The sequence below is a fragment of the Streptomyces sp. NBC_01255 genome (genome assembly GCF_036226445.1).
Taxonomy (GTDB): Bacteria; Actinomycetota; Actinomycetes; order Streptomycetales; family Streptomycetaceae; genus Streptomyces.
On the sequence record NZ_CP108474.1, the window covers coordinates 5,134,299 to 5,151,335 of the forward strand.

Annotated in this window: 16 protein-coding genes; 12 read left to right on the top strand and 4 right to left on the bottom strand. The window is 72.9% G+C overall.

Translation table 11 applies throughout. The features are described from left to right. Positions 1-7 precede the first annotated feature (7 nt). The 3 genes from rsmA to OG357_RS23335 all read left to right on the top strand — a co-directional run bounded on the left by rsmA (position 8) and on the right by OG357_RS23335 (position 2,143). Entirely contained in the window at positions 8-880 is an 873-nt protein-coding gene (gene rsmA, locus OG357_RS23325) for a 16S rRNA (adenine(1518)-N(6)/adenine(1519)-N(6))-dimethyltransferase RsmA (protein WP_329622997.1), read from the top strand. After that, positions 877-1,788 carry a 4-(cytidine 5'-diphospho)-2-C-methyl-D-erythritol kinase gene (locus OG357_RS23330; RefSeq protein WP_329622998.1) on the top strand — a complete coding sequence of 304 codons (912 nt, stop codon included), beginning with the start codon at positions 877-879 and terminating at the stop codon, positions 1,786-1,788. Before rsmA ends, OG357_RS23330 begins: the two co-directional genes overlap by 4 nt. A 67-nt stretch (positions 1,789-1,855) precedes the next feature. Beyond that, a complete protein-coding gene (locus OG357_RS23335) occupies positions 1,856-2,143 on the top strand; it encodes a hypothetical protein (protein ID WP_329622999.1) in 288 nt (95 codons plus the stop codon). Positions 2,144-2,149: 6 nt separating this feature from the next. Here the strand turns inward: OG357_RS23335 and OG357_RS23340 are convergent, their stop codons facing one another. Then, positions 2,150-3,124: a hypothetical protein gene (locus OG357_RS23340; RefSeq protein ID WP_329623000.1), complete on the bottom strand. Its 975-nt coding sequence runs from the start codon at positions 3,122-3,124 to the stop codon at positions 2,150-2,152. Between the two features lie 219 nt (positions 3,125-3,343). Between OG357_RS23340 and OG357_RS23345 the strand changes: the two genes are divergently transcribed. Then, the gene (locus OG357_RS23345; protein ID WP_329623001.1) at positions 3,344-4,645 is read left to right on the top strand and encodes an acyltransferase family protein; all 1,302 of its coding nucleotides are present in this window, start codon (positions 3,344-3,346) and stop codon (positions 4,643-4,645) included. 10 nt (positions 4,646-4,655) lie between these two features. Here OG357_RS23345 and OG357_RS23350 read toward each other — a convergent pair whose 3' ends face one another. Both OG357_RS23350 and OG357_RS23355 read right to left on the bottom strand, forming a co-directional pair. Beyond that, positions 4,656-5,069 carry a PIN domain-containing protein gene (locus OG357_RS23350; RefSeq protein WP_329623002.1) on the bottom strand — a complete coding sequence of 138 codons (414 nt, stop codon included), beginning with the start codon at positions 5,067-5,069 and terminating at the stop codon, positions 4,656-4,658. Beyond that, positions 5,066-5,338, bottom strand: coding sequence for a CopG family transcriptional regulator (locus tag OG357_RS23355; RefSeq protein WP_329623003.1), 273 nt, complete (start codon positions 5,336-5,338; stop codon positions 5,066-5,068). Before OG357_RS23355 ends, OG357_RS23350 begins: the two co-directional genes overlap by 4 nt. Before the next feature lie 94 nt (positions 5,339-5,432). Here OG357_RS23355 and OG357_RS23360 point away from each other — a divergent pair, with 94 nt between their 5' ends. The 8 genes from OG357_RS23360 to OG357_RS23395 all read left to right on the top strand — a co-directional run bounded on the left by OG357_RS23360 (position 5,433) and on the right by OG357_RS23395 (position 16,445). Then, on the top strand, positions 5,433-7,241 hold the full coding sequence (locus OG357_RS23360; protein ID WP_329623004.1) for an ABC-F family ATP-binding cassette domain-containing protein: 1,809 nt from the start codon (positions 5,433-5,435) through the stop codon (positions 7,239-7,241). A 136-nt stretch (positions 7,242-7,377) separates the two neighbouring features. Further along, positions 7,378-9,321 carry a hypothetical protein gene (locus tag OG357_RS23365; RefSeq protein WP_329623005.1) on the top strand — a complete coding sequence of 648 codons (1,944 nt, stop codon included), beginning with the start codon at positions 7,378-7,380 and terminating at the stop codon, positions 9,319-9,321. Positions 9,322-9,334: 13 nt separating this feature from the next. Then, complete coding sequence (locus tag OG357_RS23370; protein WP_329623006.1) at positions 9,335-11,167, top strand: outer membrane protein assembly factor BamB family protein; 1,833 nt, start codon at positions 9,335-9,337, stop codon at positions 11,165-11,167. 210 nt (positions 11,168-11,377) lie between these two features. Next, a complete protein-coding gene (locus OG357_RS23375; protein ID WP_329625671.1) occupies positions 11,378-12,064 on the top strand; it encodes a response regulator transcription factor in 687 nt (228 codons plus the stop codon). Positions 12,065-12,184: 120 nt separating this feature from the next. Then, positions 12,185-13,228, top strand: coding sequence for a galactose-1-phosphate uridylyltransferase (gene galT, locus OG357_RS23380; protein WP_329623007.1), 1,044 nt, complete (start codon positions 12,185-12,187; stop codon positions 13,226-13,228). Then, positions 13,225-14,223, top strand: a complete 999-nt coding sequence (gene galE, locus OG357_RS23385) for a UDP-glucose 4-epimerase GalE (RefSeq protein ID WP_329623008.1) — start codon at positions 13,225-13,227, stop codon at positions 14,221-14,223. Before galT ends, galE begins: the two co-directional genes overlap by 4 nt. Next, positions 14,220-15,359 (top strand): galactokinase, encoded by a 1,140-nt coding sequence (galK, locus tag OG357_RS23390; protein WP_329623009.1) that lies wholly within the window; start codon positions 14,220-14,222, stop codon positions 15,357-15,359. The genes galE and galK overlap by 4 nt, the downstream gene beginning before the upstream one ends. 261 nt (positions 15,360-15,620) lie before the next feature. Further along, a complete protein-coding gene (locus OG357_RS23395; protein ID WP_329623010.1) occupies positions 15,621-16,445 on the top strand; it encodes a response regulator transcription factor in 825 nt (274 codons plus the stop codon). Here OG357_RS23395 and OG357_RS23400 read toward each other — a convergent pair. After that, a complete protein-coding gene (locus OG357_RS23400) occupies positions 16,404-16,901 on the bottom strand; it encodes a MarR family winged helix-turn-helix transcriptional regulator (protein WP_024754861.1) in 498 nt (165 codons plus the stop codon). The two genes, OG357_RS23395 and OG357_RS23400, sit on opposite strands and share 42 nt — an antisense overlap. Positions 16,902-17,037 lie beyond the last annotated feature (136 nt).

Below are 17,037 nucleotides of genomic sequence, written 5' to 3' on the forward strand. Positions count from 1 at the left end.
TGTACCGGTGAGCACCACCACCGGCCCCGAAAGCCCCGACGCCCTCCTCGGCCCCGCCGACATCCGTGAGCTGGCCGCCGCCCTCGGCGTGCGCCCCACGAAGCAGAAGGGCCAGAACTTCGTCATCGACGCCAACACCGTCCGGCGGATCGTCCGCACGGCCGAGGTGCGGCCCGACGACGTCGTCGTGGAGGTGGGGCCCGGACTCGGCTCCCTCACCCTGGCCCTCCTGGAGGCCGCGGACCGGGTGACGGCCGTCGAGATCGACGACGTGCTCGCCGCCGCGCTGCCCGCCACGATCGCCGCCCGCATGCCCGCGCGCGCCGACCGCTTCGCGCTCGTCCACTCCGACGCCATGCAGGTGCAGGAGCTCCCGGGCCCGCCGCCGACCGCGCTCGTCGCCAACCTGCCGTACAACGTCGCCGTGCCGGTCCTGCTCCACATGCTGGAGCGGTTCCCGACCATCGAGCGGACCCTCGTCATGGTCCAGGCCGAGGTCGCCGACCGGCTCGCCGCCAAGCCCGGCAACAAGGTCTACGGCGTCCCGTCGGTCAAGGCGAACTGGTACGCGGAGGTGAAGCGGGCCGGCTCCATCGGCCGCAACGTCTTCTGGCCCGCGCCGAACGTCGACTCGGGCCTCGTCTCCCTCGTCCGCCGCGCCGAGCCGCTCGCGACCACCGCCTCCCGCAAGGAGGTCTTCGCGGTCGTCGACGCGGCGTTCGCGCAGCGCCGCAAGACCCTGCGCGCGGCCCTCGCGACCTGGGCGGGCTCGCCCGCCGCGGCGGAGGAGGCCCTGGTCAAGGCCGGGATCTCGCCGCAGGCGCGCGGCGAGGCGCTGACGGTCGAGGAGTTCGCGAGGATCGCGGAGGCGAAGGCATGACCGTCTCCGGCAGCGTCACCGTCCGGGTCCCGGCGAAGGTCAACGTCCAGCTGGCCGTCGGCGCGGCCCGCCCCGACGGCTTCCACGACCTGGCCAACGTCTTCCTCGCCGTCTCCCTGTACGACGAGGTCACGGCCGCCCCGGCCGCCGAGCTGACGGTCACCTGCGAGGGCCCGGACGCCGACAAGGTGCCGCTGGACCGCACGAACCTCGCCGCGCGCGCCGCCGAGCTGCTCGCCGCCCGGCACGGCATCTCCCCGGACGTGCACCTGCACATCGCCAAGGACATCCCGGTCGCCGGCGGCATGGCCGGCGGCAGCGCGGACGGCGCGGGCGCGCTGCTCGCCTGCGATGCGCTCTGGGGTCTGAACACCCCGCGCGCCGACCTCCTGGAGATCTGCGCGGAACTGGGCTCCGACGTGCCGTTCAGCCTGGTCGGCGGGGCGGCGCTCGGCACCGGCCGCGGCGAGCAGCTCACGGAACTCCCGGTCGGCGGGACCTTCCACTGGGTGTTCGCCGTCGCCGACGGCGGTCTTTCGACCCCGGCGGTGTACGGGGAGTTCGACCGTCTCACCGAGGGCGTCGACGTCCCCGCCCCGACCGCCTCCCCGCTCCTCCTGGACGCCCTCCGCACCGGCGACACCACCGCCCTCGCGGGCGCCCTCGCCAACGACCTCCAGGCGGCGGCGCTCTCCCTGCGCCCGTCGCTCGCGGCGACCCTGACGGCCGGCACGGACGCGGGCGCGCTGGCCGCGCTGGTCTCCGGCTCGGGCCCGACGACGGCGTTCCTGGTGAAGGACGCGGAGGCGGCGGAGACCGTCGCCGCCGCCCTCATCGCCTCGGGCACGTGCAGGACGGCGCGGGTGGCGACCTCCCCGGCGCCCGGCGCGGCCGTCCTCCCGGCCTGACACCTTCCCTTCACCTTCGCCTGCCACCCTGGGCCGTCGGTTCGGACGAGCCCAGGGGGGGCATCGCGTGAAGGTGTGGCGGTGGTGGAAGGCGACGAAGGCGAGACACCGGCTGGTGCTGAAGCTGCTCGACGAATGCGGTCAGGTCGTCATGTTCAGCTGGCTGATCATCCTGAACCTCGTGTTCTGGGACTCCGGCGAGGCCGAGGACATCCTGTCCCCGCTCCCCGGCGGGGCCTGGTGGAGGTGGGTGGGGCTTGCGTTCGCCGTCCTCTTCCTCCCCGCCGCCTGCCGGGGTGCCGTGCACGCCTGGCGGGCGTGGCGCCGCGACCCGGACCGCGTCCGTGCCGGCTGAGCCTCCTCAGTGCTTGTTCTTGGAGATCCGGGCCAGGAGCAGGTTCGGGTCCGGGTTCTGTGTGTTGAAGAAGGCCGCGCTGTTCACATAGACGGTCTTGGCACGCACCGCCACGGAGGTCGGGTTGTCGAGGCCGTCCGCGCGGGTGAGCACGGTCTTGTGGGTGCCGTCGGGCCGCACGAGCTCCACCTCGTCGACCTGGTTCAGTGCGGCGAGGACCGTGTCGCCGTGCCCGGTGAAGGCGAAGTCGTCGATGGACGTGAGCCCGGTCGCCCGGGTCTCGATCGGACCCGCCGCGTGGTCGGGACCGGGGCCGATCGGGATGCGCAGCAGGGTCGCGTGGGCGGTGTTGGACACCCAGACGGCACCGTGGTGGATCTTGAGGCCGTTGGCGCCGAAGGGGATCTGCGCGGTGGGTTCGAGAGCGGCGCCGGTGGCCCAGGCCGTGGGCGTGCCGCCGGTCACCGGGAGGGACCACACCGTGCCGAGCTGCGTGTCGGCGGTGTAGAGGGTGCCGCACTTCTCGTCGAGGGCGAGCCCGTTGGGGAAGGAGTTCGCCGGGAAGAACCCGATCTGCTCCGGCTCGCGGCCGCCGGGCGCGATGCGCCAGACGCCGGTCTCCTCCGTCCCGGTGACGTAGGTGACGTAGAGGGTGCCGTCGTGGGCGCGGGCGATGCCCAGGGCGACCGCCCCGCCGACGGGCGTCTGCGCGTCCGGCACCTCGGGCAGGGTGGCGAGGATCGTTGTCCCGCCCTCCTTGGTGACGCGGGCGACCTGATGGGCGAAGGCGAAGGTGATGTCGGCGGAGCCGTCGGGTTCGAGGGCGATGTTCTCGGCGTTCTGCCCGGCGGCGAAGTCGAAGTGGGCGACGATGCGGGGATCGGACACGGTCGGATCGCCGCCCGACGCGGGGCCCGCCGCGAGCACGGCGAGGGCGGCGGTGGCGGTGGCGACGGCGGCGAGGCGTGGGTGTCTCGTCATGGGTGTCTCCTTCGAGGCGGCTTGGGGGCGGTGGCCCGAGGAGAACATGACGGGTCGTCAGTCGCGGGGTCCGGCAGCCGTGGCCGAGGGGTCGCCCGCGTGGTCGACGGCATGGGGCCGGTTGGCACTGCGCCCCGGGGGTCCGGGAGGCCCGTACTCACCCGCCGGTTGAGTATCCGCGCCCTGTCGGCGACCGCCCCCGTCCGGGACCGTACGAGCATGGGAATCAGCGCTCGTGAACTCGCCGCCGCGACACCCGCGACCCGGGACCGGTACGTGGATCTGCTCCGGGTCGCCTCGCTCGCCGTCGTCGTGCTCGGGCACTGGCTCATGGCGGCCGTCACCGAGGACGAGCAGATCGGGAACCTTCTCGCCGTCGTCCCCGAACTCCAGCTCGTGACCTGGGTCTTCCAGGTCATGCCGGTGTTCTTCTTCGTCGGCGGCTTCTCGCACGCCCTCGCCCACCGCTCCCGCCCCGCCTACGCGTCCTTCCTGCGGGCCCGGCTCCAGCGGCTGCTGCGGCCGACGATGGTCTTCGTCGCGGTGTGGGGTGCCGCCGCGCTCGTCCTCCAGCTGGCCGGGGCCGACGGTGGACTCACCGGGGTCGTGCTGCGTCTGGTCACCCAGCCGCTGTGGTTCATCGGGATCTACCTCGCGATGGTCGCCTTCACCCCGCCGCTGCTGCGGCTGCACGAGCGGTGGGGCTGGGGCGCGTTCGCCGTGCTCGCGGGCGGGGCGGTCGCGGTGGACGTGCTGCGGTTCGCCGCCGGGGTGCCGTTCGTCGAGTTCCTGAACTTCGCGTTCGTCTGGCTGGCGGTCCACCAGCTCGGCTTCCTGCGCGCCGACGGCATGATCCGCCGGCCCGCGCTGCTCGCCGGTGCGGGCCTCGTCGGTGCCGCCGCGCTCGTGGCCCTCGGCCCGTATCCGCTCTCGATGGTGGGAATGCCCGGGGAGAAGGTCTCGAACATGGCCCCGCCGACCCTCGCCCTGCTCTGCCACGGCCTGTGGCTGGTCGGCGCGGTGGAGCTGCTGCGGGGGCCGGGGGCGCGGCTCGTCGCCCGGGCCGGGGTGTGGCGGGCGGTGGTCGCCGCCAACGGGATCGCGATGACCGCGTTCCTCTGGCATCTGACGGCGATGCTCGGGGTGTACGGGGCGATGCTCGGGTTCGGCGTCACGCTGCCCGAGCCGGCGTCCGGTGCCTGGTGGGCGCAGGTGCCGCTGCGGATGGGCGTGGCGGTCGTCCTCACCGCCGGGCTCGTCGCCGTGTTCCGCCGCTTCGAGGCCCCGCCGCGGCCCGCCCCGCCGACCGCCTCGGGCGGCCCCGCCGCGGCCCTCGGCATCACTCTCGCGCTGCTTGGCGTGCTCGGTCTCTCGATGACGGGCTTCGCGGGGCTGCTGACCGGCCACTCGGCGACCCTGATCGCCGTCCCGGTCACGGCCCCGGCGGCCGTCGGCCTGGCCCTCGCGGGCTGGCTGCTGGTGGAGCGGGCGGGGCGGCGCCGGGCCGGGGGCGGTTCCTGAGGTCGTCGCCTCAGATCGCGATGACGGTCGCCCGCCCGGCACAGAGGACCATCAGGTCCTCCGGGTCCGAGGTGAGCACGGTGACCGGACCGGGCGCCGTGCGGGCCGTCGCGGCGACCATCGCGTCGATGGCGTACTTGTGGCCGTGCAGCCCGTTCTCCGCCAGCAGGGCCGCCGCACGCCGGGCGACGGCGTCCGTCACGGGCTCGACGACGAGGCGGGACAGGGTCCATTCCAGGGCCGCGCGGTTGATCCGCGGGTGCATCACCTCCACCAGGGTGGCGGCGCTCGTCACGACGCGCAGGTCGTCGGCGCGGGCGAGCGCGAGCCAGGTGGTGACCTCGCGGTCACGCAGGACGGCCTTGGCCAGTCCCTCGCCGTCGAGGACCAGGGTGCCGCCGGGGGCGGCCTCCGTACGGGTCACGCGGCGCTCGCCCCGGTCGGCTTCGCGTCGCCCTGCTGCTCGCGGGCCCGGCGCAGCTGTTCGCGCCGTGCCTGGATCTCCTCGTCCGTGACCGGTCCGTGCTCGGCCTCGGCGACCGCGATGAGCTCGTTGAGATCGTCCCGCTCTATCTGCCGGGCGACCGCGGCCGCGACGTAGGCGGAGAGTCCCGAGGGCCCGCTGCGGGCCCGTGCGGCCTCCGCGATGTCGCGCGGCATGCTGATCGAGTACTTCTGAGTGGGCTCGCTCATGCCCCTTATGCTACCGCCGATGCCACCCGTCGGTGGGGCGTACGAGGCGACGTACCCTGGGACGTCGATCGATCCCCGTACAGGAAGAGTCAACGTGGCCGTCAACCTGGTCAATGTCGAGGCTGTCACCAAGGTGTACGGCACCCGTGCCCTGCTCGACGGGGTCTCGCTCGGCGTCTCCGAAGGGGAGCGGATCGGGGTCGTCGGGCGCAACGGCGACGGCAAGACCACCCTCATCCGGATGCTCGCCAAGCTGGAGGAGGCCGACACCGGCCGCGTCACGCACAGCGGCGGGCTGCGGCTCGGCGTGCTCACGCAGCACGACTCGCTCGACCCGAAGGCCACCATCCGGCACGAGGTCATCGGCGTCATGGCCGACCACGAGTGGGCCGGCAGCGCCAAGATCCGCGACGTGCTCACCGGGCTCTTCGGCGGGCTCGACCTGCCCGGCTTCGAGCAGGGCCTCGACACCGTCATCGGTCCGCTCTCCGGTGGCGAGCGGCGCCGGATCGCGCTCGCCAAGCTCCTCATCGACGACCAGGACATGCTCGTCCTCGACGAGCCCACCAACCACCTCGACGTCGAGGGCATCGCCTGGCTCGCCAAGCACCTCCAGGAGCGCCGCTCCGCGCTCGTCTGCGTCACCCACGACCGCTGGTTCCTCGACCAGGTCTGCACCCGCATGTGGGACGTGCAGCGCGGTGACGTGCACGAGTACGAGGGCGGCTACTCCGACTACGTCTTCGCCCGCGCCGAGCGCGAGCGCATCGCGGCCACGGAGGAGACGAAGCGGCAGAACCTGATGCGCAAGGAGCTGGCCTGGCTGCGGCGCGGCGCCCCCGCCCGTACGTCCAAGCCGCGCTACCGCATCGAGGCCGCGAACGAGCTCATCGCCGACGTGCCGCCGCCGCGCGACACCAGCGAGCTGATGAAGTTCGCCAACGCCCGCCTCGGCAAGACGGTCTTCGACCTGGAGGACGTGACCGTCACCGCCGGTCCCAAGACCCTCCTCCAGCACCTCACCTGGCAGCTGGGCCCCGGTGACCGCATCGGTCTCGTCGGCGTCAACGGCGCGGGCAAGACCTCACTCCTGCGCGCGCTCGCCGACGCCGCCGTCTCCGACGGCGAGCAGCAGCCCGCCAAGGGCAAGGTCGTCGTCGGCAAGACCGTCCGCCTCGCCTACCTCTCGCAGGACGTCACCGAACTCCCGGGCTCGCTGCGCGTCCTGGAGGCCGTCCAGCAGATCCGCGACCGCGTCGACCTCGGCAAGGGCCGCGAGATGACGGCCGGCCAGCTCTGCGAGCAGTTCGGCTTCACCAAGGAGAAGCAGTGGACGCCGGTCGGCGACCTCTCCGGCGGTGAGCGCCGCCGCCTCCAGCTGCTGCGCCTGCTGATGGACGAGCCGAACGTCCTCTTCCTCGACGAGCCCACCAACGACCTCGACATCGAGACCCTGACGCAGTTGGAGGACCTCCTCGACGGCTGGCCGGGCTCCATGGTCGTCATCTCCCACGACCGGTTCTTCATCGAGCGCACCACCGACAAGACGCTCGCGCTGCTCGGCGACCAGACCCTGCGCATGCTGCCGCGTGGCATCGACGAGTACCTGGAGCGCCGCCGGAAGATGATCGAGGCGGCCGTCCCGACGCCCGCCGCCGCCGCGGCCGCGCCGCAGAAGCCCGGCGTCTCCGCGGCCGACGCCCGCGCCGCGAAGAAGGAGCTCCAGAAGGTCGAGCGACAGCTCGACAAGGTCTCCCAGAAGGAGGCGAAGCTGCACACGCAGATCGCCGACAACGCCACCGATTTCGAGAAGGTGGCGAAGCTCGACGCGGAGCTCCGGGAACTCGTCGGGGAGCGCGAGGAGTTGGAGATGCGCTGGCTCGAACTGGCCGAGGACGCGTAACCGGACAGGTAACGGCACGCATAACAAGGGCATCACGGGCCGGTCCTCCCTTGGGTACAAGGGGTGGACCGGTCGCTTTTGCGTCGCCGCGTGGGTGGTAGAAAGAAAACCCGCTCACGTCAAGGGGGAACCGCTGATGACCCAGCCGCCCAGCAACCAGCCGCCGGGGGGCTTCGGAGCCCCTCAGGACCCGAGCCAGGTCCCGGGCCAGGGCATGCCGCCCGTCCCGCCGGTCCCGCCGCAGTCACCGCCGGTGCCGCCGCAGGCCCCGCAGGCCGGCGCGCCCGGTCAGCCGGCCCAGCCCGGTCCGTACGGCCAGCCGCAGCAGCCGCCGCAGCAGCCCGGATACGGATACCCGCAGCAGCCCGGCCAGCCGGCCCAGCCCGGTCCGTACGGGCAGCCGGCCCAGCCCGGTCCGTACGGCTACCCGCAGCAGCCGCAGCAGCCCGGTCCGTACGGCCAGCAGCCGCAGCAGCCGGGCCCGTACGGCCAGCAGCCGCAGCAGCCGGGCCCGTACGGCCAGCAGCCGGGTCCGTACGGCCAGCAGCCCGGCCAGTACGGCGGCGGTTACCCCACGCAGCCCGTGTACCAGGGCGCCCCCACCCCGCCTGCCCCCGGCGGCGGTGGCCTCAAGGGCCGGACCGGTGTCGTCGCGGCCGTGGCCGCCGGAGCCGTCCTGATCGCCGCCGTCACGACCTGGGCGGTCGTCGGTGGCGGGGACGACGAGAAGGGCCCGATCGCCGGGCCGACCGCGACCGCGAGCGCCTCGACCTCGGCCACCGGCGCCCCCACGCCGACCGAGTCGGTGGACCAGGGCGACGGTTCGGGCGACGGCCGGGGCGGCGACGACGACCTCAACGCCGGCCGCAAGCCCGGCGAGGCGAAGGTCGACTGGCTGCTGAAGAACAACGTCGACCTGCCGCGCAACGGCTCCGACGTCATGGGCCCGTGGATCGTCGGCGACGTCGTCGTCAAGGCGATGTACAAGAGCATCGACGGCTACAGCCTGAGCGACGGCTCCCTGAAGTGGCACGTCGACGTGCCGTTCGAGCTGTGCGCGGCCCCGCCGCAGCCCTCCACCGGCGGCTTCATGGTCTTCGGGCACAACGACAGCGCCAAGGACGGCGCCAAGTGCCTCGGGCTCCAGCAGGTGAACCTCAAGACCGGCAAGGTGGGCTGGAAGAAGTCCGTCCCCAAGCCGACCGGCTTCTTCGCCTTCTCCGACAACACCCTGTCCATCAGCGGCAACACGGTCACCGCGGCCGGCTCCAGCACCGCCTACGGCTTCTCCCTCACCGACGGGAAGCAGCTCTTCAAGGGCGCGACCTCCGGCTGCAAGCCCTTCGCGTACGCGGGCGGCAGCAAGCTGATCGCCGCCATGGACTGCCCCTCGGGCAGCACGACCAAGAAGATCCAGGCGGTCGGCGAGGTCAACCCCGCCACGGGCAAGCCCAAGTACACCTTCCAGCTGGAGGCGAACTGGGAGGTCGACAAGGTCTACTCGGTCGACCCGCTGGTCGTCTCCGCCACCCAGCGCGAGCAGAAGAAGTGGACCATCTTCGCGCTCGACGCCAAGGGCAAGCTCCGCTCGCAGATCCAGGGCGGCAAGGACAAGTTCGCCCCGTCCTGCGGCGGCAGCTTCGTCGTCTTCGGCAAGAACCTCCAGGGCTGCACCGGAGTCGCCGCCGACGCCAACACCTTCTACATGGCCACCGAGACCTCGTACGGCAAGCCCAACGAGGTCGTCGCCTTCGACCTGAAGAACGGCAAGCCCAAGTGGCGTTCCAAGGCGCCGGGTGAGCAGCAGATGATCCCGCTGCGCATGGACGGCGGGCAGGTCCTGGTCTACGTCGACCCGTCGTACGACAAGGGCGGCGCCGTCGCGACCATCGCCCCGACCGGCGGTGCGCCGAAGATCCTGCTCCAGCACCCGGCCTCGACGTCCGAGATCGAGAACAGCTTCTACGACCCGGGGTTCGCCTACGGCAGTGGCACCTTCGTCGTGACGAGCGGACGTGTCTCCGCGACGAACGACAAGGAAGAGAAGGAAGTCAAGACGATGATGGCGTTCAGCAAGTGAGGGATTCGGACCGATGACGCAGCCACCTCCGCCCCCGCCGAACCAGCCCCCGGATCCCCAGGGCGGCTTCGGCGCCCCCACGCCCCCGCAGCAGCCGCCGGGTTACGGCTACCCCCAGCAGCCGGAGCCGGGTTACGGCTATCCGCAGCAGCCGCCGGCCCCGCAGCCCGAGCCCGGTTACGGCTACCCGCAGCAGCAGCAGCAGCCGACGGCCCCGCAGCAGTCCCCGTACGGCTATCCGACGCCCCCGCAGCAGCCGGGCCAGCAGCCGGTCCCGCCCCCGTACGGCTACCCGGCCCAGCCGCAGCAGCCCTACGGCGGCTACCCGCAGACCGCCCCGGTCCCGGCCGTGGCGCCTGGCGGAAAGAAGCTGTCGGCGCAGCTCCAGATCGTGATCGCGGCGGCCGTCGCCGTCGTCCTGATCGTCGGTGTCGGCATCTGGTACGCCAACTCCGGGAGCGGCGGCGACGACAAGAACCCCGTCAGCTCGGCCGGCACCTCCCAGGGCACCGGCGGACAGACCGGCGGGTCCGGCGGTTCGAACGGTGTGGGCGGCGACGGCAAGGAGAAGGCCCCGGCGGTCACCCAGTCGAAGGAGGTCTTCCGCATCGGTCTGCCGAAGGTCCCCGACACCACCGACGTCTCCGGTTCCTGGGTCACCGACAAGGCGTTCGTGAAGACCGGCGTGAACTCCGTCGTCGGCTACGACCTCGACAAGGGCACGGTCCTGTGGACGCTCCCGCTGACCGGACAGGTCTGCGGCGCGTCCCGGCACACGACCGCCGACCACAAGGTGGCGATCCTCTTCGAGGCCACCAAGCGGGTCGCGCCGCGCTACTACCAGCCCTGCACCGAGGTCGGCATGGTCGACCTCGGCACCGGCAAGCTGCTGTGGTCGAGCTCCGTCACCGGCGGTTCCGCGGGTGACGCGAAGGCCCGGTTCAGCGAGGTCACGCTCAGCGGGCAGACCGTCGCGGCCGGCGGCACCGACGGAGGCGCGGCCTTCGACGCCGCCAACGGCAACCCGCGCTGGAAGCCGCAGGCCAACGACCAGGACTGCTTCGACCTGGGCTACGGCGGCGGCGCGGGCCTCGTCGCGGTCCGCAAGTGCGGTCCGTTCGAGAGCCAGTACGTGCTGATCCAGAACCTCAACCCGACCACGGGCGCCCCGCTCTCGCAGTACAAGATGCCGACCGGCGTGAAGTACGCGGCGGTCGTCTCCACCAAGCCGCTGGTCGTCGCGGCCGACGTCGGCGACAGCGCCGGTGACGGCAGCGGCATCTCGGACTTCTTCTCGATCGACGAGAAGACCGGCAAGCTGAAGGCGAAGATCACGGCGGACGCCGACCAGTACGGGGCCCGCTGCCGTTCGACCAAGGTCGAGGCCTGCACGCAGGCGCTCGTCGGCAACGGCCGGCTCTACGTACCGACCGAGGAGCACGAGGGCTCCACCGGCGAGTACGGGGACGAGACGAACGAGATCATCGCCTTCGACCTGGCCACCGGCAGGACGGTGCCGGAGAAGGCGGACGCGGGCGACACGTACACGCTGGTCCCGCTGCGCATGGACGGCGGCGACCTGATCGCGTACAAGGTTCCCCCGTACGACAAGGGCGGTCGGGTCGTGTCCGTCAACGGGGGCACGATGAAGGAGACCGTCCTCCTGGAGAACCCGTCGGAGAAGTCGACGCGGGAGACGGAGCGGAGCTTCGGCGTGACCGGTAGCGAGTACCTCTACGCCGACGGCCGGTTCTTCGTCTCGAAGACGTACGTCAGCAAGACCAGTGACGGCGGCTCCTCGGCCACCGGGGAGTACCTCGCCGTCTCGTACGGCACCAAGGGCTGACGGCTGCGGACGGACAGATACAGGTGCGGGCCCCTCCGGTATGCCGGAGGGGCCCGTTCCGTCCGGACGCCACCATGCGGCGCGAGAGCGTGCGGTGACGGCCCGTCGACCGGCGGAACGGGGTTGGGCCGACATGGGGTGGGGAGCGTGTACCTTGCCGGGTCTGGCCTGCCGGGTGACGGTGGGCCCGGAGGATGGGGGATGACCGGGATGGGCGTACGGCTCGTGGTCGTGGACGACCACCGACTGCTCGCCGAGGCGCTGGCCTCGGCGCTGAAGCTGCGCGGGCACCGGGTGCTCGCGGCGGCGGCGCCGGTGGCCGGGGCGGCGGAGCTCGTGGTGGCCCGGGCGCCGGAGGTGTGCCTGCTGGGCACCGCAGCCCCGGCCGAGCCGGGCGCCTTCGACGTGATCGCCCGGATCAAGCGGGAGCGGCCGCAGGTGGCCGTGGTGGTGCTGGGTCCCGTGCCGTCGCCGCGCGGGATCGCGGCGGCCTTCGCGGCCGGGGCCTCGGGGTACGTCCGGCACGACGAGCGCATCGAGGGCGTCGAGCGCGCGCTCGTGAAGGCCCGGGCGGGGGAGACGGCGGTGGCGCCGCAGCTGCTCCAGTCGGCCTTCGCGGAGCTGCTCAACCCCTCGGTGCGGCAGGACGACGAGGGGCAGCGGCTGCTGCGGCTGCTCACCCAGCGGGAGGTGGAGGTCCTCGTCCGGGTCGCGGAGGGGGAGGACACCCGGCTGATCGCGGCGGGGATGCGGATCGCGCCGAGCACGGCGCGGACGCATGTGCAGCGGGTCCTGATGAAGCTGGGTGTCGGTTCGCGTCTGGAGGCGGCGGCGCTCGCGGCCCGCACCGGGCTCCTCGACCGGGCGGTGCCGGTCCAGCGGGGCACCTCCTCGTAATCCTTCGATCAGCCGTTCGTCCGTCCGTGTGCGCGGGTGGCGGGCTTCGGCATTGACGGTGATGTGCGAATGTGATTCTTTGTGCGTGGTTCTGTTTGATCCCGCCCGGAGGGCACCCCCGTGAAGAAGACCGTCACCACGCTCGCCGACGGGCGCGAGCTCATCTACTACGACTCGCGCGACGACGCCGTCCGCGACGCCGTCGACCCGCGCCCCCTCACCCCCGTCGTCTCCCGCTCCGAGATCCGGTACGACGAGCTCACCGGCGACCCCGTCGCCGTCGCCTCGCACCGCCAGGCCCGCACCTACCAGCCGCCGGCGGACGCCTGCCCGCTCTGCCCCGGCCGGGACGGGCGCGAGAGCGAGATCCCCGCCGCGGGCTACGAGGTGGCGGTCTTCGAGAACCGCTTCCCCTCCCTCTCCGGCGGCTTCGGCCGCTGCGAGGTCGTCTGCTTCACCGAGGACCACACCGCCTCCTTCGCCGACCTCACCGAGGAGCAGGCCCGGCTCGTCCTCGACGCCTGGACCGACCGGACCGCCGAGCTCTCCGCGCTGCCCGGCATCGAGCAGGTCTACTGCTTCGAGAACCGCGGCCAGGAGATCGGCGTCACCCTGCCCCACTCGCACGGCCAGATCTACGCCTTCCCGTACGTCACGCCCCGCACGGCCCGGATGCGGAGCCGGCTCGACGAGCACCGGGCGGCGACCGGACGGAACCTCTTCGACGACGTCGTCGCCCGCGAGCGGACCGACGGCGAGCGGGTCGTCCTGGAGACCGAGCACTGGATCGCGTTCGTGCCGTACGCCGCCCACTGGCCGTACGAGGTGCACCTGTACCCCACGCGCCGGGTGCCCGACCTGCTCGCCCTCGACGAGGCCGCCCGCACAGAGTTCGCACAGGTCTACCTGGAACTCTTGAGGCGCTTCGACCGGCTCTTCGGCCCGGACGAGCCGCCGACGCCCTACATCGCCGCCTGGCACCAGGCGCCGTTCACGGACGAGCGGCGCGAGGACTTCGGACTGCACCTGGAGCTTTTCACCGTCCGACGGGCCTCTGGCAAGCTGAAGTTCCTCGCGGGCACCGAGTCCGGCATGGGCGCGTTCATGAACGACGTACGGCCGGAGGACGCGGCCCGACGCATCCGAGAGGTGGCCACCGCATGACCACGACCGCGAAGAAGTACCTGGTGACGGGAGGGGCCGGGTACGTGGGCAGCGTCGTCGCCGCCCACCTCCTGGAGCGGGGCCACCGCGTCACCGTCCTCGACGACCTCTCCACCGGCTTCGCCGAAGGCGTCCCGGAAGGCGCCGAGTTCATCGAGGGCCGCATCCAGGACGCCGCGCGGTGGCTGGACTCCGGCTACGACGGCGTCCTGCACTTCGCCGCCTTCTCCCAGGTCGGCGAGTCCGTCGCCAAGCCCGAGAAGTACTGGGAGAACAACGTCGGCGGCACCATGGCCCTGCTCGCCGCCATGCGCGCGGCCGGGGTCCGCAAGCTCGTCTTCTCCTCCACCGCCGCGACCTACGGCGAGCCCGAGTCCGTCCCGATCACCGAGACCGCGCCGACCGCGCCCACCAGCCCGTACGGGGCGAGCAAGCTGGCCGTCGACCACATGATCGGCGGGGAGTGCGCCGCGCACGGCCTGGCCGCCGTCTCGCTGCGCTACTTCAACGTCGCCGGGGCGTACGGCGCGCTCGGCGAGCGCCACGCGCCCGAGTCGCACCTGATCCCGCTCGTCCTCCAGGTCGCCCTGGGCGAGCGCGAGGCCATCTCCGTGTACGGCGAGGACTACCCGACCGCGGACGGCACCTGCGTCCGCGACTACATCCACGTCGCCGACCTCGCCGAGGCCCACGTCCTGGCGCTCGACGCGATGACCGCCGGCGGGGTGACGGCGGGCGAGCATCTCGTCTGCAACCTCGGCAACGGCAACGGCTTCTCCGTCCGCGAGGTCGTCGAGACCGTACGGAAGGTCACCGGCCACCCGATCCCGGAGGTCACCGCCGCCCGCCGTCCCGGCGACCCGGCCGCCCTGGTCGCCTCCGCCGCGGCCGCCCGCGACCGGCTCGGCTGGACGCCGTCCCGCCCGGACCTGGCGGACGTCGTCGCCGACGCCTGGGCCTTCGCCCGGCACCGCGCGGGGGAGGGGCGTTCGTGAGCGTCGCCGCCGGCTTCGAGGCGCTGTACGGCGCCGCTCCCGACGGGGTGTGGGCCGCCCCGGGGCGGGTCAACCTCATCGGTGAGTACACCGACTTCAACGACGGCTTCGTGCTGCCGCTCGCACTGCCGCACACCGCCGTCGCCGCCGTCTCCCGCCGGGACGACGGCATCCTCCGTCTGCACTCCGCCGACATCGACGGCGGGATCGTCCAGTTGGCGGTCGAGGACCTTCAGCCGCTCTCCGGCGGCGGCTGGGCGGCCTACCCGGCCGGTGTCGTCTGGGCGCTGCGGGAGGCCGGGCACCCGGTGACGGGCGCGGACGTCCACCTTGCCTCGACCGTGCCGACGGGCGCGGGGCTCTCCTCCTCGGCGGCCCTGGAGGTCGTCACGGCGCTCGCGCTGAACGACCTCTTCGGCCTCGGGCTCACCCGGCCCGAGCTCGCGCGGCTCGCCCAGCGCGCGGAGAACGCCTTCGTCGGCGTCCCCTGCGGCGTCATGGACCAGATGGCCTCCGCCTGCGCGGAGGAGGGCCACGCCCTCCATCTGGACACCCGGGACCTCTCGTACCGTCAGGTCCCCTTCGACCTGGCCCGCGAGGGGCTGCGGCTGCTCGTCGTCGACACCCGCGTGAAGCACGCGCTCGGGGACGGCGCGTACGCGGAGCGGCGCGCCGGTTGTGAAGCGGGTGCGCGGGCGCTCGGCGTGCGGGCCCTGCGCGATGTGAGCGCCGCGCACCTACCCGAATCCCTCGCACTCCTGAGCGACGAGACGGTTCTGCGCTATGTCCGGCACGTCGTCACGGACAACGCCCGGGTGGAGCGCGTGATCGCGCTCCTCGACGCCGGGGACCCCCGGGCCGTCGGTCCGGTCCTCACCGAGGGCCACGCCTCCCTCCGGGACGACCTGCGCGTCTCCTGCCCCGAACTGGACCTCGTCGTCGCGGCGGCGAACGCGGCCGGGGCGCTCGGCGCCCGGATGACCGGCGGCGGCTTCGGCGGCTCGGCCGTCGTCCTCGTCGAGTCCGACCGGGCGGAGGAGGTCGCCGCCGCCGTCGCGAAGGCCTTCGCCGAGGCCGGGTACGCGGCCCCCGGGATCTTCCCGGCCGTCCCCGCGGAGGGCGCGCGCAGGCTCTGAACCCGGCCGTACGTACGGGCGATCCGGCCATACGTACGGACGACTTCGCACAGTTCCGCCAAACGGCCCCCGCCGCGACGCCACGCCCCTACCCTGAGGGGCAGCGCCGGTGGGGGCCGGTGCTGTTCAGGGGTCGAGACCTGCCGGGTACGGCGCCGCTAGCGGGGTAACAGTCAACGCACGGCGGCGGCCGTGCAACGGACGGACCCGCCTCCGGCGCCGTGCCCGCGCCGGTCCGTTCCTCGACACTTGGGGGTGTCCGTGGCACGTATCCGGGTCCTGGTGGTGGACGACCACCGCATCTTCGCCGAATCGCTCGCCGCCGCTCTCGCGGCGGAGCCCGACGTCGACGTCTCCGCCGCGGGCAGCGGCCCGGCCGCCTTGCGCTGCCTGGACCGCGGGGTCGCGGAGGGGCGCAGGTTCGACGTGCTGCTCGTCGACGCCGAGCTGGGAGCGGGCCCCGCGGCGGCGGCCGCCGCGCGCACGGTGCCGGACCACACCGAGCCGGTGGTCGACGGGATCTCCCTGGTCGCGGGCGTGCGCCGGGCCCAGCCCGCCGTCCGTACCGTCGTCCTCGCCGAGAAGGACGACCCGCGCAGGGCGGCGCTCGCCCTCCAGGCCGGGGCCTCGGGATGGGTGGCGAAGGACTGCTCGCTCCAGCGTCTCCTCGCGGTGGTCCGGGGGGTGTTGCGGGACGAGACGCATCTGCCGCCCGCGCTGCTCACCGGGGTCCTGCGGGAGCTGACGGCGGCCCGCAAGCACCGCACGGACAGCGAGCGGCTCGTGGAGGCGCTGACCCCGCGCGAGCGGGAGGTGCTGCGCTGCATGGTCGCGGGCCTGGGCCGCAAGGCGGTCGCCGAGCGGCTCTTCCTCTCCCCGCACACCGTCCGTACGCATATGCAGAACGTGCTGGGGAAGCTGGGGGTCCACTCGACCCTGGCGGCGGTGGCACTGGCCCGCCGCGCGGGCGTGGGCCCGGCGCCGCTGGACGCGGAGGGGCTACCCGCTCAAGCCCTGCCGGCTCAGGTGCTGCCGACTCAGGCGCTAGCCGGGGACGTTGTCGAACGGGGCGGTCAGCCGGCGTAGCAGCGCGGCCAGTTCGCCGCGCTGGGCGCGGGAGAGCTGGGCCAGGATGGCGCGCTCCTGGGCGAGGAGCCCGGCGAGCGCCTCGTCGGCGCGGTCGCGGCCCTCGGGGGTGAGCCGGACGAGGACCCCGCGCCGGTCGCTGGGGTCGGGGAGCCGCTCGACCAGGCCCTTCTTGGTGAGCCGGTCGATGCGGTTGGTCATGGTGCCCGAGGTGACCAGAGTCTGTGTCAGGAGCTGCCCGGGGGAGAGCTGGTAGGGCGCGCCGGCCCGGCGGAGCGAGGTGAGGACGTCGAACTCCCAGGGCTCCAGCTGGTGCTCGGAGAAGGCGAGCCGACGGGCGCGGTCGAGGTGCCGGGCGAGCCGCGAGACGCGGCTGAGCACCTCGAGCGGTTCCACGTCGAGGTCGGGGCGCTCGCGGCGCCATGCTGCGACCAGTCGGTCGACCTCGTCCTCCATGGCGATCAGTGTAGAGGGTCTGTTGACATAAAGTCTCTTGTGTTCAAGTTTCTCGACATCAAGAATCTTGGTTACGAGATATATTTCAGTGGTGTGTGGGGAAGGGACCGGGCCGGAACACCATTCCGCTTCGGTC